Raw genomic sequence first — 26,001 nt, forward strand, 5'->3', positions numbered from 1 at the left:
ACCACTAATCTTCAGTGTTTTGTATTTCTTTATATTGAAATTCATTTAGTTGCTTATAATAGTGTTACTCAATACAACAATATTCATTGGCTTTATCTGAACCTCTTTCATTGTTTTCTTTGTGAATACATCTTTATATTCTCCCTTTTTAAGAATAGGGTTGTTGAAATTAACATTTTTATCACTTCGATTCAAAATAACAATTACTTCTTCTGTACCAATTTTTCGGATAAAAGCATAAGTTTTTTCATCATCATTTATTTCAATCGTTGTGAAGCTTCCTCTTTTAATTGCATCATACTTATTGCGCAAACCAATAAAATTTTTGTACCAATTAAATAAATCTGTATTAAAATCTACTTTATCAGCTTCATGTATACTTTGGTTTGGATTGAACGTTTCGGAATCGTATTTTTTGTCTGACCAAATCATCGGTTTACGACAATCAGGATCATTACTACCCCACATACCACATTCGTCACCATAATAAATCATAGGCGAACCCAAATACAATATTTGAAACGCAGCGATTAGTTTTTGCTTTTGCAATTGTTTTGCATTAGGCTTCTGAGCATTGTATTCACCATTAGAACTTTTCTGACTCCAATTAAAATAGTCACCCCAATCACCAAACTTTTTCCCATCTGGATTCGCTACTGCACTGCCTATTCTAGTGGCATCGTGGCTGTCCACTAAATTTTGCATATTCATGGCAACGCCTTCTCCAAATCCTTCTCTTAATTCCTTTAATTGGGCATCAAATTTTGTAACAGTACAAGCTTTTGCATCCTGAACAAAAAAATCATGTACTATGAAAGCAAAATTATAGTTCATCGTTGCATCAAATTCATCACCGCTTAAATATGGTTTTGTCTTATCTATTGGGTAAACCAGTTCGGCAGTCAGGTATGCTTCTTTATTAATTGATTTTACCCATTTTCTCCAATCTTTCCAAAAAGGATGACCAACACAAAAAGCAACATCCAAACGCCAACCATCAATTCCAAATTGCGTTCCCTTGTTCATAGGATTCATCCAACGTTTGGTCGCATCAAAAATATATTGCTTAGGTCCCGGTGCAATACCCGTACTGTCTTCTTTTAACTCAGGCAACGTTTTTACACCATACCAACCTTCGTATTCAAACTTTGTCTCTTTGACATCATTGTTCCAACTTTTAATGGAAAACCAATCTTTATAGGCTGAGGTCTCTTGATTTTTCTCAACATCACGAAATGCAAAACTATTTACCCCTAAGTGATTGAACACTCCATCAAAGATGATGTACATTTTTCGTTTATGCACTTCTTCAATAAGTTTTAGGACAAGTAAATCTGCTTTTGTCCATACCCATTTTTCAGGATTCAGAGGATCTTCTTGCTCTATTAATTTTTTATCTCCTTCTGGATCTGGCCCAAATGTTGGGTCGACATGATGATAACACAATGCATCGTATTTATGAGAAGAAGGCGACCAAAAAACAGGATTCATATAAATGGCATTAATTCCCAATGATTGCAGATAATCCAACTTATCTATAACACCCTGCAAATCTCCTCCATAGCGCCTACGTTGAATATTATAAAAGATATCTTTACCATTTTTCTGCTCGTAAGGTTGCAGTTTATACCAATCACTAGTCCAAGGATGAATTTGAAATTCTGAGGCAACATCAAAAGGATAAGCTCCAATTTGATCATTCACTTTTGGATCGTTTGAAGGATCACCATTATTAAAACGTTCTGGGAATATTTGATACCACACTACTCCTTTACTCCAATTTGGTGTAAAATCAATTTGTGCAAAAGAGGACAAAAACATTAAAAGGAATAAACTTAATATGACTATTTTTTTCATTTACTTATTTATTGAAATTTTTATTTTAAAACATCTAACTCATAAATAAATGACTCTAAAGGCTTAATAGAAACAGAAGCCTTGCCTTCTCCATTCACAACTTGTAGCTGAATTGAACTTTTTCCATACAATTGATCTTTTATCGTATAACTTCCGTCTTTCAAATTCCATTTACTAATTATATCAGCAGGAATTTTTAGCTCAAAAGTATTAGAAGCTTCTGCTGAAAAATTAGTTAAAACAATTAGTTTTTGATCACCAGACCAACGTACAAAAGAATAGAGATGGTTAGGGTCATAGCCAAGGCCAGCATGACGATTTACTTCTTGAAGATCATGAAATTGTCCCATTACTGCAGAACTTTTCGCTGAGAAGTTCAACAATCTTTTATAAAAATCACGTAACTCTTTTTCGCTTTGCGATAATTTTCCACCATCAAATGCTCCATCATTCATCCATCGCTGATGATTTGGTACACCTACATAATCAAAAATAGATGTTCTGGAATGAGAGCCAAATCCACCATTTTCATTCCCTGCCTCACCAACTTCCTGTCCAAAATAGATCATAATAGGCGCTGAGGTTATCATGGTGGAAACTACCATCATTGGTTTTCCTTTTTCGGGAGAACCAGCAAATTCTGGACTTGCCAATCGCTGTTCATCGTGATTGTCCAAGAATTTTAACATGTGTACATCAATATCAGCTAAACCGCTTTGAATATATGATAGTCCATCTGGTGGAGTTTTTCCTTGAATGATATCTTTCAGTTTGTCGTAAGTCTCTACTTTATCATACAAATAATCCATTTTACCCAAATGAATATAATTGCGATATTCTTTCGGATTGTATACTTCGGCCATTAAGAAGGCATCTGGATTTATATTTTTTATTGCCGAGTTCATATAACTCCAAAATTCGTAAGGAACCATTTCGGCCATATCATATCTAAAACCATCAACACCTTTGGCAGTCCAATATAAAGCGATGTCCCTAAATTTAATCCAAGAACTAGGAACGTTTTTATCTTTCCAAAAATCAAAATGCTCTTTATAGGATAGCTTATCATAACCAGCCGGTAATTCAGGAAAATCTTTTGAACCATCAGGTCGAATACCATAATTTACTTTAACCGTTTCGTACCAGTCATTTTTATCCGGTTTTGCCAATCGAGAACCATTTCCAGTCCACTTAGCTGGATTTTCTTCGAATTTACCGTCAATAAGCGGATTGCTTTCCCCGTTCAAAGGTTTGTCGCCGTCAGGCAATTGGAAAGGTGTATTCGGAATGTAATAAAAGTTATTATCTCTTTTGTATTCTACAGTAACATCATCATCGGCACCAAAATCTTTTACCCCTTTTGGATTGCTTTTCCCTTCATATTTACGGGCAATATGATTAGGAACTATATCAATAATTACTTTAAGATTTGCCTTATGGGTTCTTTTAATCAAAGATTCAAATTCTTCTAAACGCTTTTCAGGATTGACTGCCAAATCAGGATTCACGTTGTAATAATCTTTAACAGCATAAGGTGATCCTGCTCTACCTTTTACCACTTCTGGATCATCATTTGAAACCCCGATAGCGGTATAATCCCTTATAACAGCATGGTGAGGAACGCCTGTGTACCAGATGTGGGTAGCACCCAAATCTTTTATTTCATGAAGTGCTTTATCTGTAAAATCATTAAATTTTCCAACTCCATTTTCTTCAATAGTACCCCATGGTTTATTGGTTGTATTTTTGTTACCAAACAATCGAGTAAAAACTTGATAAACTACTGCTTTATTTCCAGAAACGGTTTCTTTCTTTTGTACACTCATTTTTACATCTTTAGTTTTGCATGCAGTCGCTATAAGCAAAACACTTATTCCTGCCATTACTATTTTTTTTGTGATCATTTTTTTTGAATTATAAAAAATTAAAAATATAGAAGTGATACTATATTTGCATTCGGTATCAATCAATAAATTTAATGCTTTTTTCAAAAAAACAACCACCAAAACCTACCAAACCAGGCTAGTTCACAAATTAAAAAACCACTACAACGTAATAGCTAATCCTTTTGTTTATAAATATTTTTTTTCAAAAATCGCACTTATAATTCCAATGACAAACTATTATAAATAAATCCTAATATATAAGGGGTTTGTCTCAATTTTCATAAATTTACAAAAAAATTAAGACCATTGAAGAAATCTTTAAATTTCATTATATACAGCCTAGTATTTCTTTGTGCAAATCTTGCTTTGGCACAAGCTCCCAAAAAAATACATATTGAACAGTCTGACTTTGCTGATGTTGATCAACTTAAGTTCCCAGATGCGCTTTTACTTACTGGAAATGTAAGAGTTAGTCACGACGGAGTCATTTTGACCTGCAATAAAGCTTACTTTTTTCAGAAAGAAAATTATCTGAAAGCTTTTGGAAATGTTCAATTAGTGCAAGGTGATACTTTGTATCTGAACAGTAATTATGCGGAATACAGTGGTGAATTAAAAAAAGCATTTGCAACTGGAAATGCAGTCATGAGTTCTCCTGACGCTACTTTGGCAACAGACACAATAAATTTTGATAGAAACATACAAGAAGTATACTACAATACAAACGGAACTATCGTTAACAAAGACAATACCTTAAAAAGTAAGTCCGGAAGATATTATGTTACCCAGAAAAAATTTCAGTTCCTAACTGCTGTAACACTTACCAACAAAACATACGAAATCAAATCCAATCATTTGGATTATTACAGTAATTCAGGGCATTCGTACCTTTTTGGTCCATCAACAATAACCAGTAAAGCCAATTATATTTACACCGAAAAAGGGTTCTATGACACCAAAAAAAATCTAGCCCATTTTCTGGACAAATCTTATATTAGGTATGATGATCGAGTGATAAAAGGAGATAGTTTGTATTACGATCGAAATAAAGAATTTGCTTCGGCAACACGAAATGTAAAAATAACAGATTCTATTAATCGGGGAGTAATTCGAGGGCATTATGCCGAATTATACAAAAAGAAAGACTCTATGTTTGTGACCAAAAGAGCCTTGGCTGTTAATTTTGTAGATAATGACTCTGTTTATATTCATGGCAAGAAACTCATGGTTACTGGAAAAGAGGGAAACCGAATCATTCGCGCTTTCAATAATGTTCGTTTTTACAAAACAGATATGAGCGGAAAATGTGATTCTATCCATTCCAGTTCGAAATTAGGTTTAACAAAATTAATAGGAAACCCAATACTATGGAATGGTGAAAGCCAAATTACAGGTGATGTGATGCACCTCATTGCAGACAAAAAAACTCAAAAACTGGATTCACTCAAAGTGCTCAACAATACTTTTCTGGTCTCGAAGGACACTCTTGGTACCGGATTTAACCAGACAAAAGGTCAAAACTTATTTGGAAAATTTCAAGAAGGAAAACTCCATGATGTAGATATCATAAAAAATGCAGAAGTAATTTATTATATGCGAAATGACGCCAAAGAACTCATAGGCATCAACAAAAATGTAAGTAGTAAAATCAATATTCTTTTTGACAAAAACACAATAGAAACCATTACCTTTTTCAAACAAGTTGATGGCGATATTTATCCCGAATCTGAATTGCCCGAAAATGCAAGAACACTCAGGGGACTCAAATGGCGTGGAGACGAAAGAATAAAATCCAAAGACGATGTTTTTAGCAAAGAAGAAGACGAAGAGGAACTAAAAGTCATGCAAGCTACCGCAAAGGACAAAGCTAAAAAAGCTGTGCCAATGAAAATTCGAAAAGAAACATTGAATTACGACAAGAAGAAGTCGAAGAAGTAATCAGTAAGCTGAAAATTTAAGATAGCAGACTTTAGATTACGACTTTAACAATCAAACTTTTAAACAATTAAACTTTTCAGAAAGTGAATCCCGATTTCCTAAAATACCAAGCTCAAACTTCGCCTTATCCATTGGGTATGGAAGTTTCGCATGCTATTGGCTCCTATATTTTTGATACAAATAACAAAAAATATCTAGATTTTGTTGCTGGTGTTTCGGCTTGCACGCTAGGACATCAAAACAAGAGAGTGAATGACGCCATAAAGGATCAGTTAGACAAATATTCGCATGTCATGGTTTATGGTGAATATTCCCAAAGCCCAGCTGTTGAATATTGTAAATTAATGGCTTCACTCCTGCCCGCTTCTTTAGACAAAACCTATTTAGTCAATTCGGGTACCGAGGGTATAGAAGGCGCCTTAAAACTAGCCAAAAGAACCACAGGAAGAAGCCAATTGATTTCGTGCCACAACGCCTATCATGGTAACACAATGGGATCCATGAGCGTTATGGGATTTGAGGAACGTAAACAAGCTTTTCGTCCATTGCTTCCTGATGTAGATTTTATAACCTTCAACAACGAAGCCGATTTACAAAAAATAACTACCAGAACCGCCGGAATCATACTGGAAACAATTCAGGGAGGAGCTGGTTTTATTGAACCTCATAATGATTTTCTGAAAAAAGTAAGAGCAAGATGTACCGAAGTAGGTGCAATTATGATACTCGATGAAATACAACCTGGATTTGGAAGAACGGGAAAACTATTCGGATTCCAAAACTACGATGTTGTACCAGACATTGTCGTTATGGGAAAAGGAATGGGTGGCGGAATGCCAGTAGGTGCTTTTACAGCTTCATCAGCAATGATGGATTTACTGACTGAAAATCCTAAATTGGGTCACATTACCACTTTTGGAGGACACCCTGTCATTGCGTCAGCCTGCTTGGCTACTTTGAAAGAATTAACTGAAACCAATATCATGACAGAAGCTTTAGAGAAAGAAAAACTCTTTAGATCACTTTTGGTACATCCTTTGATACAAGAAATAAGAGGAAAAGGATTGATGCTAGCTGCCATGACAGCGAGCGCAGAAATCACGAATGAAGTGATCCTAAAATGTCAAGACAGAGGTTTAATTTTATTTTGGTTGCTTTTTGAAGGATGCGCGATTAGAATAACACCACCACTTACAATTTCCGAAGAAGAAATAAGAGAAGGCTGCGCAATAATTCTTGAAGTAATGAACAAAATTAAGATTTAAAATTGTAGATTTCAGAATGCAGATTTTTTATTTTTAGAAAATAGAACAAAGAATTTAGATTTTTAAAAATTGTAATAAACATTTTAACTGATATTTATATTTCCGTTAACATTGAAAAAACTGTTAATTAAATTGTTCACAACAAATAGAATTCTTCCTCATTTCAACAATACGTTTTCCTAATTTTAATTTAGGATAATTTAAAAACACACAGTATGCAATTAAGCAACGAAGAAGAAGATTATAACTTATCCCTATCCAAATTTGAGTCCATGTTGAAAACCAACAAAGTACTCTTTTTTGACTCCGAAGAATTTGAAGAAATCATTCTTCATTACCTCGACATGGGCAAGTCAGCATTGGCCAAAAAAGCTTTAAAACTAGCTCTGGAACAACACCCAAGATCCAGCGGGCTAAAATTAGTTCAAGTAGAAATGCTCATTTATGACGACAAACTCGAAATAGCCGAAAAGCTATTAAATGAGCTGTACGCGATCGAACCCACAAACGAAGAAATTTACATCCAGAAAGCCAATATTTGCTCCAAAAGGGATCAGCATGAAAAAGCAGTTGAAATGCTTAAGATTGCTTTAGAATACACTGATGACTATGCGGATGTATACAACTTAATCGGTATGGAATATCTTTTTATGGATAATCTTGAATTGGCCAAAGAGAGTTTCATTAAATGTCTGGAAGAAGATTTCGAAGACCAATCGGCGTTGTATAATGTGGTATATTGCTTTGAATTTTTGGATCAAAACCAAGAAGCCATAGTTTATATTAACAAATACATAGACAAAAATCCTTATAGCGAGATTGCTTGGCATCAATTGGGACGTTTATACTATGTTGTAAAAGAATACGAAAGTGCAATACGAGCTTTTGATTATGCAACTCTTATAGACGAGGAATTCCTTGGTGCTTTTATGGAAAAAGCAAAAGCATTGGAACGTCTAAAAAAGTACGACCTTGCCATTGAAAGTTACAATCGAACAATTGAATTGGACGATGCAACATCCTATGCCTTGCTTCGAATAGGAAAATGTTATGAAAAATTAGGCAACAAAGTTTTAGCCCTTAAATATTTCAACAAAACGGTACACGAAGATCCACTTTTGGACAAAGGATGGATTGCAATAACCGATTTTTATGTACGTCAAAAAAACTTCCAAAAAGCATTGTTTTTTGTCAATAAAGCTTTAGCTATTGATAACCAAAATAAATTGTATTGGAAACGATTTGCAGCTATCAACAAGCAAATGAATTTGTTTGAAGAAGCCGAATTTGGATATAGAAAAGCGGTAGAGTTTGGTGATTACCAACTCGACACATGGTTATTCTGGGTTGACATTTTACAGTTTTTAGGCGAATTCGAAAGTGCAATTCAAACATTACTACAAGCATCCGAATACTTCCCAGAAGAAAACGAAGTAGAATACCGTTTGGCTGGATTGTATTTCATGATTTCAGACAATATAAAAGCAAAATTTCACTTAAGCAATGCTTTACGCCTGAATTATGACAATTACATTCTGTTAGAAGATTTATTCCCAGTAGTCTGGGAGAAAAAAATGGTGCGAAATTATATTGACAAACATAAAAAACAATAATGATTGAAGTTTTAAAAAAACGTTTTGGTTTATTAGGCCGTAATATCAGTTATTCCTTTTCAAAAGGATATTTTACAGAAAAATTCAGCAAAGAACATTTTGAAGGTTGCACTTATGAAAATTTCGATATCCCTGAAATCAATAATTTCACTGAATTAAAGGAAAACAATGCAGATCTCAACGGATTAAACGTAACTATTCCTTACAAAGAGTCTGTAATCCCTTTTTTAGATAAACTTTCTAAAAATGCCCAACAAATTGGAGCTGTTAACACCATCAAATTTACCAAAAAAGGAAAATTAAAAGGCTACAATACCGATTATTACGGTTTCAAGAAATCTCTTGAACCTCTTTTGCAACCGCATCATAAAAAAGCACTTATTCTTGGAACTGGCGGAGCTTCAAAAGGAGTTGCTTTTGCGTTGGATCAATTGGACATCACTTACACTTTTGTGTCTCGTGAAGCCAAACAAAATTGTATTGATTACAGTGTTATCAATGCCACAACCTTTGACAATTACCAAATCATTATCAATTGTACTCCGGTTGGAACAAGCCCAAATGTGGATTTATTTCCGCTTATTCCTTATGAATTCTTTACCGAGAAACACATCGCCTACGATTTAATCTACAATCCCGCCGAAACCCAATTTCTTAACAAAGCCAAAGCACATGGAGCCCAAATTAAAAATGGCTTGGACATGCTCATTTTTCAGGCGGAGAAAGCATGGAAAATTTGGAATAAATAGAAAGTTACTTATTCTATTAATTTTACAAAAGCATCAACTCTTCGATTATAAAAATACTGAACCCTCAAAATGGATTATCCTTTGAGGGTTTTCTATTTAATGTTCCGTGATGAAAAAAGCAGCAATAAAATAAAAAAACAAGTCAACAAACTAGAAAGAATTCAAATTACATTATTTAAGTAAGTTTTGTCATTCAAATTGAATTATAAACAAAAGTTTTATTTTGTATTTTGACGCACCTTTAGTATCTTTCGCATTCAAAAAATAAAAACCTTATACATTTACAAAATGTTAGAAGAAAAGAACGATAACCTGTCTCTAAAAGGAAACGAGATAGATGGAAAAACGGCCAATGAATTGCAAAAAACAATTCAATCAGAAACGTCTGTAGTAACAGAAAGTGAAATCAGTGATGCTGCAGCAGAAGAAAATACGGTAAACCCCGTTTCTGAAACAGTAATTTCGAATGAAAACAGAACAGACGAAAAACAAAATGTGATTGACGCCATCGCAGAAACAAATGCTGAAGAAAGTGAAGATGAAACACTAAAAGAACGTCATGATATTCCAATGCTCGATTACGATGCATTACCAATGGAAACTCTTGTAAGTGAATTGAAAAATTTAGTTACAAATGAAAAAGTAATGTCTATTAAAGAGCACGTTGAAGAAATTCGAAAAGCATTTTTAGCCAAATACAACCACCTCATAGAAGAAAAAAGAGAAGAATTCAATCAGGAAAATCAAGATCCTAACGAGGAATTCCAATACCATTCTCCACTAAAATCAAAATTCGATCAATATTACACAATCTACAAAGACAATAAAAATGTTCACTTTAAAAGTTTGCAGTCTAATTTAAAAACTAACTTAGAAGTTAGATTGGCCATTGTAGAAGAGCTCAAAGAATTAATCAATCCACAAACAAACATCAAAGACACCTTAAATCATTTTAATGAATTAAGAGAGAGATGGAAAAATGCAGGTGCAATTCCGAAGGATAAATACAATCATGTTTGGAATAATTATCATTTTCACGTAGAAAATTTTTATGATTATTTGCATTTAGACAGAGAAGCAAGGGATATTGATTTCAAATATAATCTAGAGCAAAAGCTAAAAATAATTGCACGCGTTCAAGAATTACTTAAAGAAGCAGACATCAACAAAGCTTTCAGAGAACTTCAAGATTTGCACAGAATTTGGAAAGAGGATATCGGTCCGGTTTCAAGAGAACATCGCGATGAGATTTGGAACCAATTTAGTGAACTAACAAAAAAAATGCATGATAAGCGTGAAGTATTGTTTGAAAACTTAAGAGGAACAGAGCTTGAAAACTTAGAAAAGAAAAAAGAAATTATAGCCAAAATTGAAGTTTTAGCTACCGAAAAAGTAAATGCACATTCGCAATGGCTAGCCCAAATTGAAAAAGTAGAGGCTTTACGTTCTGAATTTTTCTCAGCAGGAAAAGTACCGGCAGATGTTAATGAAGCTACCTGGGCTGCATTCAAAACAGCCGTTAGAAATTTCAACAGCTTTAAAAATTCTTTTTACAAAGACATTAAAAAAGATCAAAACGACAACCTGAACAAAAAAATTGCTTTGGTAAAAAAAGCCAAAGAATTACAGGAAAGCACAGATTTTGCCAGCACTACTCCTATCATGAAGCAAATTCAGGAAGATTGGAAAAAAATTGGTCATGTTCCAAGAAAATATTCTGATAAAATCTGGAATGAATTTAGAGAAGCATGTAATCACTATTTCGATCAATTAAAAGAGCACAAAAGTGTTGAAAACGTTGACGAAGTAGAAGCTTTTGACAAAAAGAAAGCGTATTTAGAAACGTTAAGAGAATTCCAATTGACTGGAGATCACAAAACAGATTTAGATGCTATCAAATTGCATATCGAAACGTGGAAAAACTTTGGTAAAGTTCCATTTCCAAGACGACATATCGAAGGTAAATTCAATAAAATTCTAGATGCCTTATTTGAAAAATTAAGCTTAAGCAAAAAAGATACCGAAATGATGCGTTTCTCTAACAGAATGGATCATTTATCTGAAAGCAATGACACCAGAAAACTCGATAATGAGAAGATTTTCTTGATGCGTAAAATTGAAGAAGTACAAAATGAGATTTTTCAACTAGAGAATAATATTCAGTTTTTTACCAATACAAAAAATGCAAAAAAAGAAAATTCAATAGTATTAGAAGTGCGAAAAAACATCGCTATCCATAAAGAAAGCTTAGATGTTTGGAAAGAAAAACTAAAACAGTTGAGAAATTTAAACATCGAGTAAGTTAAAATTAAGTAATATAGCAAGCCCCAACCTTAATAAGTTTGGGGCTTTTTTTTATAAAAAAAAATAAACTTTAACTTTCATTTACCATAATACCCTCGCAAATCACAGGCCAATTATATACATTTGCTCCATGGGGAAATTTTGGAAATTTATCGTATTTACAGGGCTACTGATTCAGTTCAGTTTTGCCTATAGCGCAAATCACGATGCTACCATTTCTTTTAGAAAGGATAACAACACTTCATTCAGTAAAGAAAGTTTAAGCGTTTCCCACTTCGTCCAACCCAGCATAGAAAGAAACAATCCTGACCTAAAACACAACAACCGTATTCCAGTCAACATACACGACTCCAATACGACACTCCCATTATTTTCTAGTTTTAAAGAAAGTAATCTTAAAATAGTTTTATCAGATCAAGACATCGACCGATGTACAAAAGTCTCGATTTTACTTTTCCCTTTCCATTATTTTTGGTGATTTAATATCATGACTCTGCCTTATAAAAGTTAAAATAACTTTTATCTCTTCTTGGTTCCATCTGAATCAAGAAAAAATAAATCATTATATATAATTACAAAAAAATAAAAATGGACACATCAGTAACCATAATAGGTCTTATAATCACAGTTTTAATAGGTATTCCATTAACTTTAGTCTTCCGTTCCAACATAACGAATAGAGCAAAAATAAAAGAGATAAAGAAACAATACAGCCAAAACAATCATTATAACTTTGAATTAACCGAAACACAGAACAAAAAAATCCTATCCTTAGACCAAAAGAATAAAGGCTTTCTATTTATTGATTTCAGTTATAAAAAAGAAACTGTTTATTTTGTGGATCTATCAAACATTGTTCTGTGCAACTTAATAGAAACTACTCAAAGTAGATTAGGTACAATTTCAAAAGTTGAAATAGAGCTGGTTCACAAAGACACCATGCAAAAAGAAATGATTCCGATCTACAATATCGAAAATCATTTATTAGATTTCAATTGTTTGTTTGAAGACCACAAACTGGCAAAAAAATGGGTCGGCTTAATTAATGAGAGTCTATAAAAACTCTACAAAGAGGTTCGTAAGAACCTCTTTGTTTGTATATGACTATAAACGAATATGATAAATATCATTTTATACTTTAAAAAGTCACCCTAATTTTGACCTACACATAAAATGCATATTTATGAAAATCTCTCTTATTCAGAAATACAATGTTCCTGGGCCACGTTACACTAGCTATCCTACGGTTCCTTATTGGGATGAGTCAGGATTTACCCATGAGATATGGCTTCAAACACTGAAAAAATCGTTTCAGGAAAGTAATAACAAAGAAGGCATCAGTTTATATATTCACTTGCCTTTTTGCGAAAGTTTGTGCACATTTTGTGGTTGCAACAAACGTATCACCAAAAATCACAATGTAGAAAATCCATATATTGATGCTGTTCTAAAAGAATGGACGCTTTACCGTGATATCTTGGGCAAAAAACCTAAAATTAAAGAAATCCATTTGGGCGGAGGAACACCAACATTTTTCTCCATAGAAAGCCTTGAAAAATTAATAAACGGAATATTCTCGCTTGCTGAAAAAGCTGAAGGCTATGAATTTAGTTTTGAGGGACATCCCAATAATACAACTCTCGCCCATTTGCAAAAACTATACGATTTGGGTTTTAGAAGAGTGAGTTTCGGGGTTCAGGATTATTCCGAAAAAGTACAAAAAGCCATTCATAGAATACAGCCTTTTCACAATGTAGCCAAAGTTACTTTTTGGGCAAAAGAAATTGGTTATACTTCAATTGGCCACGATATTATCTTTGGATTGCCTTTCCAGGAAGTTCAAGACGTCGTCGATACTATCGAAAAAACAAACTCCTTACAGCCTGACCGTTTGGCATTTTATAGTTATGCTCATGTGCCTTGGATAAAAGGAAATGGACAACGTGGATTTCATGATGAAGACATTCCTAAAGACTATGCCAAAAGAAAATTATACGAAGTTGGAAAAGAATTGCTTTTTGAAAATGAGTATTACGAAATCGGAATGGATCATTTTGCCTTAAAATCGGACAGTTTATATCATTCGTTTGAGGACAAAAAATTACACAGAAACTTCATGGGCTATAGTTCATCCAAAACTCAACTGATGATTGGTTTAGGCGTTTCCTCCATAAGCGACAGCTGGTACAGCTTTGCCCAAAATGTCAAAACTCTGGAAGAATATTACAAAGTTTTGGAATCAGATGAATTACCATTATATAGAGGTCATTTATTATCTACCGAAGACCTAATTATCAGAAAACACATTTTGAATCTAATGTGTCAATTTGAAACCAGTTGGGAGGATTCAGCAAATTATGTTTCTGAAATCCCAGAAATTGTATTTCAGCTAAAAGAAATGGAAAACGATGGCTTATTGATTATAGGTGACAACAAAATCATTGTTACCGAAGAAGGCAAACCTTATGTTCGCAACATTTGTATGGCCTTCGATTTAAGATTAAAACGAAAAGCGCCAGAGACAGCATTATTTTCAATGACGGTTTAAAAAAAGTTTCTAAGTTTCTAAGATTCTAAGTTACTTAGAATCTTAGAAACTCATTAATGACAATTGGCTTTTTCTTGTACATACAAACTCATATTCGAAGGAGAAACATAGGGAATCCCAAGTCCAAGCCCTCTCAGAATAAATAATACACCTATTACAATCCCAACATAAGGAATTATTTTTTGAATTCTATTTCGAACGGGAACAGTGATAAACGAATTAATATATACCACTAAACTCATCAAAGGCACGGTTCCTAAACCAAAAAGTAACATATAAAGCAGCCCGAAACCTACACTCTGCATAGCAATTGCGCCAAATAGAGCGACATAAATCATACCGCAGGGTAAAAAACCGTTGAGCAAACCAATAATAAAAAGCGATTTGAAACTTTTGTTTTTGAAATGACTACCTAGATTTTGTTTGATTTTTGAAATCCAGCCATACATTGGTTTCGAAAAATTATATTGGGCAAAAATCTTTTCGGGAATCAGAATCACCAAAATCATGGCAACCCCAATAAAAATAGAAAGTTGTTGTTGAATTCCTGCCAAAAACAAACCTCTTCCCAACAATCCAAAAAGCAAGCCTACACTTCCATAAGCCGTTAACCTTCCCAAATGATACGTAATGATTTGAATTACTTTTTTGGATGGATTATTTCGCTCTACAGGCAACATCATAGCGATAGGGCCGCACATTCCTATGCAGTGAAAACTACTGATTAAACCAAATAAAAAAGCCGTGTAAAGCATAGTGATTTTAGATTGCAGAATTTAGAGTGAAATGATTTGAAACTAATTTTTATTTTCTTTATTCTATCATCTTTACTCTATTTTATATAAATCTCTTCTTTGGTCAAATAAGACTTTCCTTTATATTTCCATTCCATATTGATATCCCATTCACCGCCTATCACCTTATTCTTCGGGATAAATAAAGAAGCTGAATCCGTAAATGAAAGAGGTACTTGAAAGTCAAATTTCTTATTAGAAGGCCTATATAAAGCGACAGTTCCTTTGATATCATTTAGTACAAAATCAGCAGGAAAAACAATCGTAATACCATTAGCATCGACAGTAATTACTGGCTTTGACTTTAAATCATGAGCATTTTGGATGCGTGCCATTTCATCTTGAAAATGGACATCATGTTTATAATACTCTTCAACCACCAAGTCATTATCATATTTACTATCTGACTGCACTTTTACAACAAAATACATAATAAAGCTTATAAATAAAGCGAATGCAATCACAATATAAGTTCCCCAATTTATTTTCATATTATATTTTTTATATTTTTATCAAACTATAGATTCTTTTTGAAGCAACTAAAATCAATCAAAGCTTCGAGGACTTAAAAAACTAGTATAAGTTGATTCTATTTTCTTGTTTCCTTCATAAAGATCAATCTCCAATTTAGTTCTATCGCTTTCCAATAAAAATCTGTTAATTTCTATAAACATAGTTCCACTGGACATTTCATGTTTAGGAACTTTTAATTCCTGAACACCAACTACTTTTAAAGTGCCTTTAATTCCAACTAGTTTAAAATGCAAATCATTGATATCATGATTTGTCTTATTAATAATCTTAAAGGTATATATGTTACTGATATTATCGCCTTTATGTTGGAATAATTGACCTGGTAATCTCAAAATGGTGGCTTCGACTTCGGTTCTTAAAAACAACAAGCCCGTAAGTACACCAACTAATATGACCAATATTGCAGTGTAACCTTTCATTCTGGCAGTAAACTTGAATTTTGCTTTAGTTTCAATTTCGTCTTCCGAAGCATATCGAATAAGCCCTAATGGAAGCCCTACGCTTTCCATTATCGTATCGCATTCATCGATACAGGCGGTGCAATTTACACATTCGAGCTGAACTCCATTACGAATATCAATTCCTGTGGGACAAACGTTCACACATTGTTTACAATCGATACAATCACCTTTTCCTGAAGCTGTCCTGTCTTCTTGTTTATTGAATTTGGCTCTGCCTACTTCTTTCTCACCACGAACAAAATCATAAGCAACATTTATTGATTTCTTGTCCAATAAAACCCCCTGCAGCCTTCCATAAGGACAAGCAATAATACAAACTTGTTCTCTAAACCAGGCAAAAACAAAATAGAAAACACCCGTAAAAATTAACAATGACACAAAACTACTCGAATGGGCTAAAGGTCCGTCTTCTATTAGATGAAACAATTCATCACTACCGATAAGATAAGCTAAAAACACATTGGCAATTAGAAACGAAATCACAAGAAACGCAAACCATTTTAAAGCTTTCTTTCTAATTTTCTCTCCATTCCATTCTTGTTTCTCCAATCGAATTTGTGCTCCCCTATCTCCTTCTATCCAATATTCTATACGACGAAAAACCATTTCCATAAAAATGGTTTGCGGACAAATCCAGCCACAAAAAATTCGCCCAAAAATAACCGTAAATAAAATAACAAATACAACTCCAATAACCATAAACAGAACAAAAATGTAGAAGTCCTGCGGCCAAAAAGGAAAGCTAAGTATATTAAAACGACGTTCCAAAACATTGAACATCATAAATTGATTACCGTTTATTTTTATGAAAGGATTGGCAACAAGAATAATCAATAAAAAATAGCTAACCCATTTTCTATATTCGTAAAACTTACCTGAAGGCTTTTTGGGGTAAATATATTTTCTATGACCCTCCTTATCAATAGTCCCAATGGTATCTCTGAAAGATTCGTCTAGATTACTTGACATTTTTTTATTTTTAAAATACTAAAAAAGAGCTTTCTCAAAGTATTGATTTTTGACAAAGCTCTTCATTCAAATATATTGTTAATTACTATTTTACTTGTGTACTGTCCGCATTAGGAGCTGTAGCAGCAGGAGCCGAAGCATTATCATCAACCCAAATTTCTCCGTCTGGTGCTTTTGGATCTTTTGGATTACTTCCCCTTAAAGAGATAACATAACTCGCAACCGCCTGAATTTCTTTTGGTTTCAAAGTACCTTTCCAGGCAATCATCCCTTTACCATCACGACCTCCATTGGTAATCGTGTGAAATAAATTTTTAATTCCGCCTCCCAATATCCAATGATCATCTGTTAAGTTCGGGCCAATTTGTCCACCCGCATCAGCACGATGACAAGCCGCGCAATTGGTTTCAAAAATAGTTTTTCCCGATGTTAAGTCAGCTGGATCGGTTAACAAAGTTACTGTTTTTTCATCCATCAAATCAGGAGCTGTTTTCATATATTCAGCTACTTCAATTTTGGCTTGAGCCATTTCACTTTTTAATTCAGCTTCTTGGTCTGGCGCACCCATAATTTCATAACGAACCAAATATATCGCAGCAAAAATAATACAGGCATAAAATAAATAAACCCACCATGGTGGCAAATTGTTATCCAACTCTTTGATTCCATCATAATCATGATCCATCAAAAGTTGTTTTTCGTCTTCAATAGGCACTGTTCTTGTCAAGCGTAGCATTAAGTTTTTGTACCAACTTTTATCTTTCAAACTTAAACTATCTTCATGAGCTAGTTTTGCTTTTTCTTCTTCTGATAACAATCTATAAGTAATTGTATTAACAGCATTCAATGTTATTTCGATTGCAATCAAAAGGAAAAGCAATACAAACAAAAAGACTGCAACCATTGGATACTTTATAAAAGCAGGACGGTCTCCAGAGTCTATAAAATATTCCATCAATCCTAAGACCGAGAAAAATATGAAAAGGACTCTTATATAAGGTGGAATTAATTTTTTCATTATCTATATTTTTTGAAATTGTACAATTTAATCTTCTAATGGGATTTGACTTATTTCGTCTATTGTCTCTTTTTTATAGGAATAAACCCAAAGACCTAAACCAAGAAAAAAGAAAAAGAAAATTAGTAACGATATTATTGGAAAAATTGCTACACCCGCAATGGTCTCCATATTGTGTTTTATTTGTTCGAACATAACGTTTACTTTTTTATTATTCTTTAACTTTAATATCAGTGCCCAGCCTTTGTATATAAGCAATCATTGCTACAATTTCTCTTTCATTCATTGGAACGAATTTTTCACCTTTAGCCAAAGCCTTTTTCTTACTGTCCTCATAACTTTTTACAAAATCTGGATCATTCTTAAGGCTTTCTTCAATGGCGATAGCTTGAGTTCTCAAATCTTTCAATGCGTTTGCAATTTGTGCCCCACCTGGCTCATCGTAAGGAACTCCGAGAGTTTTCATTGCTTCCATTTTCTTTTGTGTCAAAGAAACATCCATAGCTTTATTGTCAAACAACCATTTATAACTAGGCATAATAGAACCTGCCGATATACTTTGAGGGCTCCAAAAGTGATTAAAATGCCAATTGTCATTGTATTTTCCACCAACTCTTAATAAATCCGGACCAGTACGTTTTGATCCCCATAAAAATGGATGATCATATACAAATTCTCCTGCTTTCGATTGAGGTCCGTAACGTTCCACTTCACTTCTAAATGGACGAACTGATTGAGAATGACAACCTACACAACCTTCACGGATATATAAATCACGTCCTTCCAACTCTAAAGGGGAATATGGCTTAACACTTGCAATTGTTGGAATATTTGATTTTACCATAATGGTAGGTACAATTTGAATAATTCCACCAATTAATATTGCTATTGTAGCGAATATGGCCATTTTGATAGGTTTTCTCTCCAGCCATGTATGGTATTTCTCTCCTCTAAGTCTTCCAGAACTAATGGTTTGTAATGCTGGAGCTTCCGCCAATTCATCTTCAACTTCATCACCAGCTCTGACTGTTTGAATAATATTATAAACCAACGTTAACATTCCTACCAAATACATTGTTCCACCAATGGCTCTCATCCAATACATTGGCATGATTTGGGTAACAGTTTCAAGGAAATTACCGTAGGTTAAGGTTCCGTCTGGATTAAATTGCTTCCACATAGAAGCTTGGAGGAAACCCGCCAAATACATTGGCAATGTATATAATATAATTCCCAACGTTCCAATCCAGAAATGGAAATTGGCCAATTTAGTAGAATATAAAGTCGTTTTTGTCATTCTTGGGATTAACCAATAAATAATCCCAAAAGCCATAAAACCATTCCATGCCAATGCACCTACGTGAACGTGAGCAATAATCCAATCCGTATAGTGAGCTATTGCATTTACATTTTTAAGAGAAAGCATTGGTCCTTCAAAAGTAGCCATACCATAACCTGTCATGGCAACAACAAAAAACTTCAATACTGGTTCTTCACGAACTCTATCCCAAACTCCTCTTAAAGTTAGAAGTCCATTAATCATACCTCCCCAAGAAGGAGCAATCAACATTACAGAGAATACAACTCCTAAATTTTGAGCCCAGTTAGGCAAAGCTGAATACAGTAAATGGTGAGGACCAGCCCAGATATATAAAAATATTAATGACCAAAAGTGGATAATTGACAATCTATAAGAATACACAGGACGATTGGCCACTTTAGGCACAAAATAATACATTAACCCTAAGTATGGTGTCGTCAAGAAAAAAGCAACCGCATTATGACCGTACCACCACTGCACCAATGCATCTTGTACTCCTGCATAAACAGAATAACTCTTCATACCAGAAACTGGCAACTCCAAACTATTAAAAATATGTAATACGGCAACCGTAATAAATGTGGCTAAGTAAAACCAAATGGCAACATATAAATGGCGCTCTCTTCTTTTTAGCATCGTACCAATCATGTTGATTCCGAAAGCTACCCATATTAAAGCAATAGCAATATCAATAGGCCATTCCAATTCAGCATACTCCTTTGAAGATGTATATCCCAATGGAAGTGAAATTGCGGCTGCAACAATAATTAATTGCCAACCCCAAAAATTGAGGTTACTCAAAAAATCACTATACATTCTGGCTTTTAGCAATCGCTGAAGCGAATAATAAATACCAGCAAACATTGCGTTACCAACAAAGGCAAAAATTACTGCATTGGTATGTAAAGGTCTCAACCTACCAAAACTTAACCATGAAATACCTTCGGTCATGTTTGGAAAAAGGAACATAGTAGCCAATATAAGACCAACTAACATTCCAACTACTCCAAATAGTATGGTAGCGTAAATGAATTTCTTTACAATTTTGTTGTCATAATAAAATTGTTCCATTTCCATATTTATAATTGTTTTTAAAGTTGTTTAAAATTGGGTGATTATTAAAAAGATTAAAGAGTAATTTAACCCTTAATTTCTGATTTATTTTGGGAAGATTTAATCAATTCATCGTCAAAAAGCATTCTGACTGATGGTGTATAATCATCATCATATTGACCTGATTTTACCGCAAAAATGAAAGCTATAAAAAATCCAATGGCAACAAAAATACTGATGGCAATAAGCAAATAAATTACACTCATAATCTTAATATTAAGTTAACAAAATTATAGGTATCACTATTTACAAAAAATGACAATTATCATATTTAATGTAATATGTTAAAAATATGAAAAAAAACTAAACAATTCCCTGTTAAACTATTTTATTTTCCGCGAATAATAATTGCTCATTATTGTGACAAAACTCACTATCGTAATGGTACTCAATGGCATAATAATCGCAGCAACTAATGGCAAGAGGTTTCCGGTAATTGCAAAAGACAATCCAACCACATTGTATAAAAGTGACAAAGTGAAGCTCATTTTGATAGTAGTGATCGCTTTTTTGGATAATTTTAAAAAATAATGCAACTTTTGAAACTGTTTTGCGTCCAAAATTGCATCACAGGCGGGCGAAAAAACATTTACGTTTTCTGAAATGGAAATACCCACATTGCTTTGCGCCAAAGCACCAGCATCATTAAGTCCATCTCCTACCATCATTACATTTTTACCTTGATCCTGTAAAGCTTTTATAAACTGAAGTTTTTGCTCGGGCTTTTGATTAAAAATCATCTCTGTACCCTTAGGCAGAATTAATTCCAATAAACTGCGTTCCCCTTCATTGTCACCCGATAAAACTTTTAGCTGATATTTAGTGCTCAATTTGCTAAACAACTCCGACAAACCCTCTCTATATTGATTGTTAAAAATATATTTACCAAAATATTTATCTCCTATTTTTATATGGACAGCAGTTTGCTTAATTTCATCTTCTTTGCTCTCAATTATAAAATTGACAGACCCTATTTGCAACAAAATCCCATCAATCACTGCTTTAATTCCTTTCCCGGTTATCTCTTCAAATGAATCCAATTTTATTTTTTTTGTTTCAGGCAAAAAATCATATAGCATTCTACTTAAAGGATGATTCGAGGCACGAAGCACGCTTTTCAGTACTGCCAAATTGGTTTCGTCAAGTATTACACCTTCATACGAAATATTCGATTTTGAATTCGTGGTAATTGTCCCTGTTTTATCAAAAACGATGGTGTCAACTTTGGCTAATTGCTCAATCACCAAAGCATTTTTGAGATAAAAATGTTTATTGCCAAAAATCCGCAACATATTCCCCATCGTAAAAGGTGCAGTCAATGCTAATGCGCAGGGACAAGCAACTATTAATACCGCTGTAAAAACATTGAAAGCGGTATTGGCATCAAAAAATATCCAATATCCAAATCCCGCAAATGCTATCAGCAGAAGAATTGGCGTAAAATAACGGCTGATGCTGTCGGTGATGGTTTTGTGTTTTTGTTCTACTGTTTTTTGAAAAACATCATTGCTCCACAATTGGGTCAAATAACTTTGAGAAACCGAATGCAAAACTTCCATTTCAATAACTTTTCCTATTTGTTTACCTCCGGCAAAAACTTTATCACCCGATTTCTTGGCTATTGGAACGGCTTCACCAGTAACAAAACTATAATCAATCTCCGCTTTATCCGATATTAAAATACCATCAACAGGAATCAGTTCTTGGTTACGAATCAATAATCTATTACCTTTTTCTATTTCATAAACAGGAATACTCTCTTCGGTAGAATCTGAATTTATTTTAGTGATGGCTATTGGGAAATAGGATTTAAAATCTCTTTCGAAACTAAGAAAACTATACGTTTTTATTTGAAACATCTTACCCAACAACATGAAAAAGATTAAACCGGTCAAACTGTCAAAAAAACCAGAACCATAATCCATTACAATATCAAACGTGCTGCGAACAAACATTACGACAATTCCCAGCGCAATAGGGATATCTATATTGAGCATTTTGGACCTTATGCTCTTAATGGCAGAAACATAATACCCGCTCGCAGAATAAAAAAATGAAGGTAAAGACAAGGCGAAGATTAATCCCCTGAAAAATGGGCGGTAATTATCCAGCCAAAATTCCTTTACTTCAAAATACTCCGGAAAAGAAAGCAACATGATATTCCCAAAACAAAAAAAAGCAACTCCGAGTTTGTAAGTCAAACTTCTATCCACATTATTTTTCCCGGTTTCATAATTCTCTAAACTGATATAAGGCTCATACCCTATCGAGCTTAATAAATAAATAATATTTTTTAGAGAAACTATCTCGGGATTGTAATTAATTCGAACTTTCTTTTCGGGAAAATTAACCTGCGAAGTGTTTATTCCTTTTTGAAGACGTTGTAAATTTTCCAAAATCCAAATACACGAACTACAATGAATATGAGGAATACTAAGTGAAATAATAGCGGTTGAATCTTCTTGAAATTCCAATAATTTTGAAACGATACTTTCATTGTCTAAAAAATCATATTTTCCATTAATATCTTGCGGAGTGGCACCTGGTGCTTTTTCGAAATCATAATAACAGCTTAAGTCATTTAGACTGAAAATTTCGTAAACAGTTTTACACCCATTGCAACAAAAATCTTTTTCATCAAAAACAATTTGCTCTTCTTTTACTATTTCTAAACCGCAATGAAAACAGTTATTTTTCTCCATAAATTAAGGTGGTGATTAAACAGATACAAAATTCACAAATTGAATATGCCTCAACTATGATATTTATCATATAAATGTATAACTTTGTAGGTGAAAATCCAATTCCGTTATGAGTAAATGTGAACAATGTATCGTGAGAGAGTTCAGTTCTTTGAAAGCACTAAATAAAGACGAACTTCTAAAAATTGCTGAATGCAAAACCTCTAAAATTATAAAAAAAGGAGAAACCATATTTGCAGAAGGAGAAAATGTAAACGGTATTTTTTGCGTTAAGGACGGGATATGCAAAATGACCAAATTAAGCCCTAACGGAAAAGACCAGATTGTAAAATTGGTCACCAAAGGAGAATTATTAGGGCAACGTTCCATGATAAGCGAGGAGCCGGCTAATTTGAGTGCTGTTGCTCTAGAAGACATGCAAGTTTGTTTTATTCCAAAAACTGAAATCTTAGGTTTCTTTGATAAAAACAATCAGTTTTCAATGAATGTTATGAAAACAATTTGTGGAGATTTAAAATTGGCAGATGACCACATGGTCAATATGGCTCAAAAATCCGTAAAAGAACGTTTAGCCGAAACTTTGATTTATCTGCATGAAACCTTTGGAACAAATACTGACAAGACATTAAAAGTGCAACTTTCCAGAGATGAATTGGCTAGTATGATAGGTACTGCAACCGAAAGCTGCATCCGATTACTATCCGATTTTAATAAATTAGGGTTGATTGAATTGGTTGGTAAAAAAATTGTCTTAAAAGACATTCAAAAACTAAAAAAACTAGCGGATTAAGCTCCGAATCCTAAAGAAAAAACCAAACAGAACTTATTTTCGATAACTGCTTTCAAATTACTTAATATCAAAGCTTCTTCGCTTCATTCCAAAATACATCCATCTCGGCAAGAGTCATATCCATCAAGGGTTTTCCTAATTGATCGGCTTTGCTCTCCAAGTATTGAAAACGCTTTATAAATTTTTTATTGGTTCGTTCCAATGCGTCTTCAGGATTTATATTCAAAAAGCGAGCGTAATTTATCATCGAGAATAAAACATCCCCAAACTCAGATTCCATTTTATCCTGATTTCCGGCAAGCACCTCATCTTGTAATTCCTGCAGTTCTTCCTTTACTTTATCCCAAACTTGGTGTGGCTCTTCCCAATCAAAACCCACTCCTTTTACTTTATCCTGTATTCTGCTTGCTTTCACAAGAGCAGGCAAACTTTTAGGAACTCCCTCAAGAACCGATTTCTTGCCTTCCTTAAGTTTTAGTTTTTCCCAATTCTGCTTTACTTCCTCTTCATCTTTGACAACAACATCGCTGTAAATATGAGGATGCCTGTGAATGAGTTTTTCGCAAATATCATTACACACGTCTGCCATATCAAAATCGTTAGTTTCACTGCCTATTTTGGCATAAAAAACAATATGTAATAACAAATCCCCTAATTCATTTTTTACTTCATTTAAATCATTATCCAATATGGCATCTCCCAATTCATAGGTTTCTTCTATCGTAAGATGACGCAGCGTTTGCATAGTTTGCTTTTTATCCCAAGGACATTTTTCACGCAAATCGTCCATTATATCTAACAATCTTTTGAAAGCTTCGATTTGATTTTGTTTAGAGTTCATTAGAAAAATTTAGGGAGGTTATTGGGTTTAAAAATTTAGCTTTTCACTAAACCTAATTATTGTAAAAATTAAGAAATCCTGTCCAGAAAAATCTGGACAGGATAAATATACTCAATTTGCGATAATTACTCTTTTTTTGCTTTTGCTTTTTTTGCAGGTGCTTTCTTTTCAGCAACAACCTCTTCAGCTACTGGAGCAGCTTCTTCAGTAACAACTGGGGCATCAAAAACAAGCAACCCTTTTTCTTGTAACATGTTGTACCAGTTCACGATCTTTTTAACATCGGATGCATATACTCTTTCCTCATCATATTCTGGCAATACTTCTCTAAAATAAGATAATAAAGTAGCATTGTCTTCTTTATGAGAAATCGTTTGTCCATTGTTCTCTTTGCTTGCAATGTTTTGCATGATTTCTGCCAAAGGCTTCTCACCTTCATAAGTATAAATAGAAATCTCAGACAATAGACTCACATTGCTTTTTAAACTTACTGTGATTTTTTTTCCATCCAACAATGACTCTGCAACAAAACCAGTGCGTGTTTGTACTTTTAAAACATATAAACCTGGTTTCCCTGAAATCGATAATATTTTCTCTAAACTCATTTTTATTTTTTTTATTTATTCTTTTTTATATCTAAAAACTTACTACTATCAACGGATATCTTAAAATTTATCTCCCCTTTTTGGCAAAAAACTTCATTCTGTAATCCTGAAATGTTTTCCCTTCGGTGATGTTTTTTAATTTTTTTTGGATCAAACGTTTTTTCAAAGATGATATTTTATCTGTAAATAAAATCCCTTCGATATGATCATACTCGTGTTGAATCACTCTTGCAATTAAACCATCAAAAACTTCGGTTTTCATAACAAAATCTTCTTCACAATATTCAATTGTAACTGTTGGCTTTCTGTACACATCTTCACGTACATCAGGAATACTCAAGCAACCTTCATTAAAAGCCCATTCTTCGCCTTCTTCTTTTATGATTTTGGCATTGATAAAAGTTCTTTTAAAACCTTTCAATTGATTTTGTTCTTTGTCTTCCAAATCTTCATCATCGCTAAAAGGAGTAGTATCAACAACAAATAATCGCAATGACAACCCTACTTGCTCAGCGGCAAGACCAACCCCACTTGCATTATACATGGTTTCATACATGTTTGCAATAATTTCTTTTAAATTTGGATAATCCGGAGTAAGTTCCTCCCCTATTTTTCTTAAAACAGGATCACCATATCCTATAATCGGTAATATCATTTGATTAATTTTTATTAATATCTAGCGTAAACAAAGGA

General features: G+C 33.6%; 22 protein-coding genes. 9 read left to right on the top strand and 13 right to left on the bottom strand.

Going from position 1 to position 26,001, the window contains the following annotated elements:
• Positions 1-45: 45 nt before the first annotated feature.
• Together DOS84_RS04385 and DOS84_RS04390 are read right to left on the bottom strand one after the other, a co-directional pair.
• A complete protein-coding gene (locus DOS84_RS04385; protein ID WP_207802020.1) occupies positions 46-1,857 on the bottom strand; it encodes a glycoside hydrolase family 13 protein in 1,812 nt (603 codons plus the stop codon).
• 20 nt (positions 1,858-1,877) lie between these two features.
• Complete coding sequence (locus DOS84_RS04390) at positions 1,878-3,761, bottom strand: alpha-amylase family protein (RefSeq protein WP_111409075.1); 1,884 nt, start codon at positions 3,759-3,761, stop codon at positions 1,878-1,880.
• Between the two features lie 288 nt (positions 3,762-4,049).
• Here DOS84_RS04390 and DOS84_RS04395 point away from each other — a divergent pair, with 288 nt between their 5' ends.
• The 8 genes from DOS84_RS04395 to hemN all read left to right on the top strand — a co-directional run bounded on the left by DOS84_RS04395 (position 4,050) and on the right by hemN (position 14,160).
• On the top strand, positions 4,050-5,681 hold the full coding sequence (locus DOS84_RS04395) for an OstA-like protein (RefSeq protein ID WP_111408896.1): 1,632 nt from the start codon (positions 4,050-4,052) through the stop codon (positions 5,679-5,681).
• 83 nt (positions 5,682-5,764) lie between these two features.
• On the top strand, positions 5,765-6,946 hold the full coding sequence (locus DOS84_RS04400) for an aspartate aminotransferase family protein (protein ID WP_111408897.1): 1,182 nt from the start codon (positions 5,765-5,767) through the stop codon (positions 6,944-6,946).
• Positions 6,947-7,161: 215 nt separating this feature from the next.
• A complete protein-coding gene (locus DOS84_RS04405) occupies positions 7,162-8,559 on the top strand; it encodes a tetratricopeptide repeat protein (protein WP_111408898.1) in 1,398 nt (465 codons plus the stop codon).
• Positions 8,559-9,308, top strand: coding sequence for a shikimate dehydrogenase family protein (locus DOS84_RS04410; RefSeq protein WP_111408899.1), 750 nt, complete (start codon positions 8,559-8,561; stop codon positions 9,306-9,308). Before DOS84_RS04405 ends, DOS84_RS04410 begins: the two co-directional genes overlap by 1 nt.
• Before the next feature lie 288 nt (positions 9,309-9,596).
• Complete coding sequence (locus DOS84_RS04415; protein WP_111408900.1) at positions 9,597-11,609, top strand: DUF349 domain-containing protein; 2,013 nt, start codon at positions 9,597-9,599, stop codon at positions 11,607-11,609.
• A gap of 133 nt (positions 11,610-11,742) precedes the next feature.
• Positions 11,743-12,090: a hypothetical protein gene (locus tag DOS84_RS04420; protein ID WP_111408901.1), complete on the top strand. Its 348-nt coding sequence runs from the start codon at positions 11,743-11,745 to the stop codon at positions 12,088-12,090.
• A gap of 110 nt (positions 12,091-12,200) precedes the next feature.
• Entirely contained in the window at positions 12,201-12,671 is a 471-nt protein-coding gene (locus tag DOS84_RS04425; protein WP_111408902.1) for a hypothetical protein, read from the top strand.
• 124 nt (positions 12,672-12,795) lie between these two features.
• Positions 12,796-14,160, top strand: coding sequence for an oxygen-independent coproporphyrinogen III oxidase (gene hemN, locus DOS84_RS04430; protein WP_111408903.1), 1,365 nt, complete (start codon positions 12,796-12,798; stop codon positions 14,158-14,160).
• A gap of 53 nt (positions 14,161-14,213) precedes the next feature.
• Here the strand turns inward: hemN and DOS84_RS04435 are convergent, their stop codons facing one another.
• From DOS84_RS04435 to DOS84_RS04470, 8 genes are all read right to left on the bottom strand, one after another.
• Positions 14,214-14,915 carry a sulfite exporter TauE/SafE family protein gene (locus DOS84_RS04435; RefSeq protein ID WP_111408904.1) on the bottom strand — a complete coding sequence of 234 codons (702 nt, stop codon included), beginning with the start codon at positions 14,913-14,915 and terminating at the stop codon, positions 14,214-14,216.
• Between the two features lie 77 nt (positions 14,916-14,992).
• Complete coding sequence (locus DOS84_RS04440) at positions 14,993-15,445, bottom strand: FixH family protein (RefSeq protein WP_111408905.1); 453 nt, start codon at positions 15,443-15,445, stop codon at positions 14,993-14,995.
• 54 nt (positions 15,446-15,499) lie between these two features.
• Positions 15,500-16,918, bottom strand: coding sequence for a cytochrome c oxidase accessory protein CcoG (gene ccoG / locus DOS84_RS04445; protein WP_111408906.1), 1,419 nt, complete (start codon positions 16,916-16,918; stop codon positions 15,500-15,502).
• Between the two features lie 85 nt (positions 16,919-17,003).
• On the bottom strand, positions 17,004-17,936 hold the full coding sequence (locus DOS84_RS04450; protein WP_111408907.1) for a cbb3-type cytochrome c oxidase N-terminal domain-containing protein: 933 nt from the start codon (positions 17,934-17,936) through the stop codon (positions 17,004-17,006).
• Between the two features lie 27 nt (positions 17,937-17,963).
• On the bottom strand, positions 17,964-18,131 hold the full coding sequence (locus tag DOS84_RS04455) for a CcoQ/FixQ family Cbb3-type cytochrome c oxidase assembly chaperone (RefSeq protein ID WP_111408908.1): 168 nt from the start codon (positions 18,129-18,131) through the stop codon (positions 17,964-17,966).
• 16 nt (positions 18,132-18,147) lie between these two features.
• The gene (gene ccoN / locus DOS84_RS04460) at positions 18,148-20,334 is read right to left on the bottom strand and encodes a cytochrome-c oxidase, cbb3-type subunit I (protein ID WP_111408909.1); all 2,187 of its coding nucleotides are present in this window, start codon (positions 20,332-20,334) and stop codon (positions 18,148-18,150) included.
• A 62-nt stretch (positions 20,335-20,396) separates the two neighbouring features.
• Entirely contained in the window at positions 20,397-20,576 is a 180-nt protein-coding gene (ccoS, locus tag DOS84_RS04465) for a cbb3-type cytochrome oxidase assembly protein CcoS (RefSeq protein ID WP_111408910.1), read from the bottom strand.
• 117 nt (positions 20,577-20,693) lie between these two features.
• Positions 20,694-23,072, bottom strand: coding sequence for a heavy metal translocating P-type ATPase (locus DOS84_RS04470; RefSeq protein ID WP_111408911.1), 2,379 nt, complete (start codon positions 23,070-23,072; stop codon positions 20,694-20,696).
• A 109-nt stretch (positions 23,073-23,181) separates the two neighbouring features.
• On the opposite strand from DOS84_RS04470, the gene DOS84_RS04475 reads away from it, so the two are divergent.
• Positions 23,182-23,862 carry a Crp/Fnr family transcriptional regulator gene (locus DOS84_RS04475; RefSeq protein ID WP_111408912.1) on the top strand — a complete coding sequence of 227 codons (681 nt, stop codon included), beginning with the start codon at positions 23,182-23,184 and terminating at the stop codon, positions 23,860-23,862.
• A 67-nt stretch (positions 23,863-23,929) separates the two neighbouring features.
• Here DOS84_RS04475 and mazG read toward each other — a convergent pair whose 3' ends face one another.
• From mazG to def, 3 genes are all read right to left on the bottom strand, one after another.
• Positions 23,930-24,703, bottom strand: a complete 774-nt coding sequence (gene mazG, locus DOS84_RS04480; RefSeq protein WP_111408913.1) for a nucleoside triphosphate pyrophosphohydrolase — start codon at positions 24,701-24,703, stop codon at positions 23,930-23,932.
• A gap of 125 nt (positions 24,704-24,828) precedes the next feature.
• Positions 24,829-25,308: a DUF5606 family protein gene (locus DOS84_RS04485; protein ID WP_111408914.1), complete on the bottom strand. Its 480-nt coding sequence runs from the start codon at positions 25,306-25,308 to the stop codon at positions 24,829-24,831.
• 67 nt (positions 25,309-25,375) lie between these two features.
• Positions 25,376-25,963 carry a peptide deformylase gene (def, locus tag DOS84_RS04490; RefSeq protein WP_111408915.1) on the bottom strand — a complete coding sequence of 196 codons (588 nt, stop codon included), beginning with the start codon at positions 25,961-25,963 and terminating at the stop codon, positions 25,376-25,378.
• Between the last annotated feature and the right edge of the window lie 38 nt (positions 25,964-26,001).

The organism is Flavobacterium aquariorum (assembly GCF_003254745.1).
Lineage (GTDB): Bacteria > Bacteroidota > Bacteroidia > Flavobacteriales > Flavobacteriaceae > Flavobacterium > Flavobacterium aquariorum.

What these genes read in the sequence shown, in the direction of transcription:
- DOS84_RS04470 (WP_111408911.1), bottom strand. Translation starts at nt 23,072, where the DNA reads ATGGAGAAAAATAACTGTTTTCATTGCGGTTTAGAAATAGTAAAAGAA.
- DOS84_RS04435 (WP_111408904.1), bottom strand. Translation starts at nt 14,915, where the DNA reads ATGCTTTACACGGCTTTTTTATTTGGTTTAATCAGTAGTTTTCACTGC.
- DOS84_RS04385 (WP_207802020.1), bottom strand. Translation starts at nt 1,857, where the DNA reads ATGAAAAAAATAGTCATATTAAGTTTATTCCTTTTAATGTTTTTGTCC.
- DOS84_RS04420 (WP_111408901.1), top strand. Translation starts at nt 11,743, where the DNA reads ATGGGGAAATTTTGGAAATTTATCGTATTTACAGGGCTACTGATTCAG.
- DOS84_RS04425 (WP_111408902.1), top strand. Translation starts at nt 12,201, where the DNA reads ATGGACACATCAGTAACCATAATAGGTCTTATAATCACAGTTTTAATA.
- DOS84_RS04390 (WP_111409075.1), bottom strand. Translation starts at nt 3,761, where the DNA reads ATGATCACAAAAAAAATAGTAATGGCAGGAATAAGTGTTTTGCTTATA.
- DOS84_RS04440 (WP_111408905.1), bottom strand. Translation starts at nt 15,445, where the DNA reads ATGAAAATAAATTGGGGAACTTATATTGTGATTGCATTCGCTTTATTT.
- DOS84_RS04455 (WP_111408908.1), bottom strand. Translation starts at nt 18,131, where the DNA reads ATGTTCGAACAAATAAAACACAATATGGAGACCATTGCGGGTGTAGCA.
- DOS84_RS04415 (WP_111408900.1), top strand. Translation starts at nt 9,597, where the DNA reads ATGTTAGAAGAAAAGAACGATAACCTGTCTCTAAAAGGAAACGAGATA.
- hemN (WP_111408903.1), top strand. Translation starts at nt 12,796, where the DNA reads ATGAAAATCTCTCTTATTCAGAAATACAATGTTCCTGGGCCACGTTAC.
- ccoS (WP_111408910.1), bottom strand. Translation starts at nt 20,576, where the DNA reads ATGAGTGTAATTTATTTGCTTATTGCCATCAGTATTTTTGTTGCCATT.
- ccoG (WP_111408906.1), bottom strand. Translation starts at nt 16,918, where the DNA reads ATGTCAAGTAATCTAGACGAATCTTTCAGAGATACCATTGGGACTATT.
- mazG (WP_111408913.1), bottom strand. Translation starts at nt 24,703, where the DNA reads ATGAACTCTAAACAAAATCAAATCGAAGCTTTCAAAAGATTGTTAGAT.
- DOS84_RS04475 (WP_111408912.1), top strand. Translation starts at nt 23,182, where the DNA reads ATGAGTAAATGTGAACAATGTATCGTGAGAGAGTTCAGTTCTTTGAAA.
- DOS84_RS04410 (WP_111408899.1), top strand. Translation starts at nt 8,559, where the DNA reads ATGATTGAAGTTTTAAAAAAACGTTTTGGTTTATTAGGCCGTAATATC.
- DOS84_RS04485 (WP_111408914.1), bottom strand. Translation starts at nt 25,308, where the DNA reads ATGAGTTTAGAGAAAATATTATCGATTTCAGGGAAACCAGGTTTATAT.
- DOS84_RS04450 (WP_111408907.1), bottom strand. Translation starts at nt 17,936, where the DNA reads ATGAAAAAATTAATTCCACCTTATATAAGAGTCCTTTTCATATTTTTC.
- ccoN (WP_111408909.1), bottom strand. Translation starts at nt 20,334, where the DNA reads ATGGAAATGGAACAATTTTATTATGACAACAAAATTGTAAAGAAATTC.
- DOS84_RS04405 (WP_111408898.1), top strand. Translation starts at nt 7,162, where the DNA reads ATGCAATTAAGCAACGAAGAAGAAGATTATAACTTATCCCTATCCAAA.
- def (WP_111408915.1), bottom strand. Translation starts at nt 25,963, where the DNA reads ATGATATTACCGATTATAGGATATGGTGATCCTGTTTTAAGAAAAATA.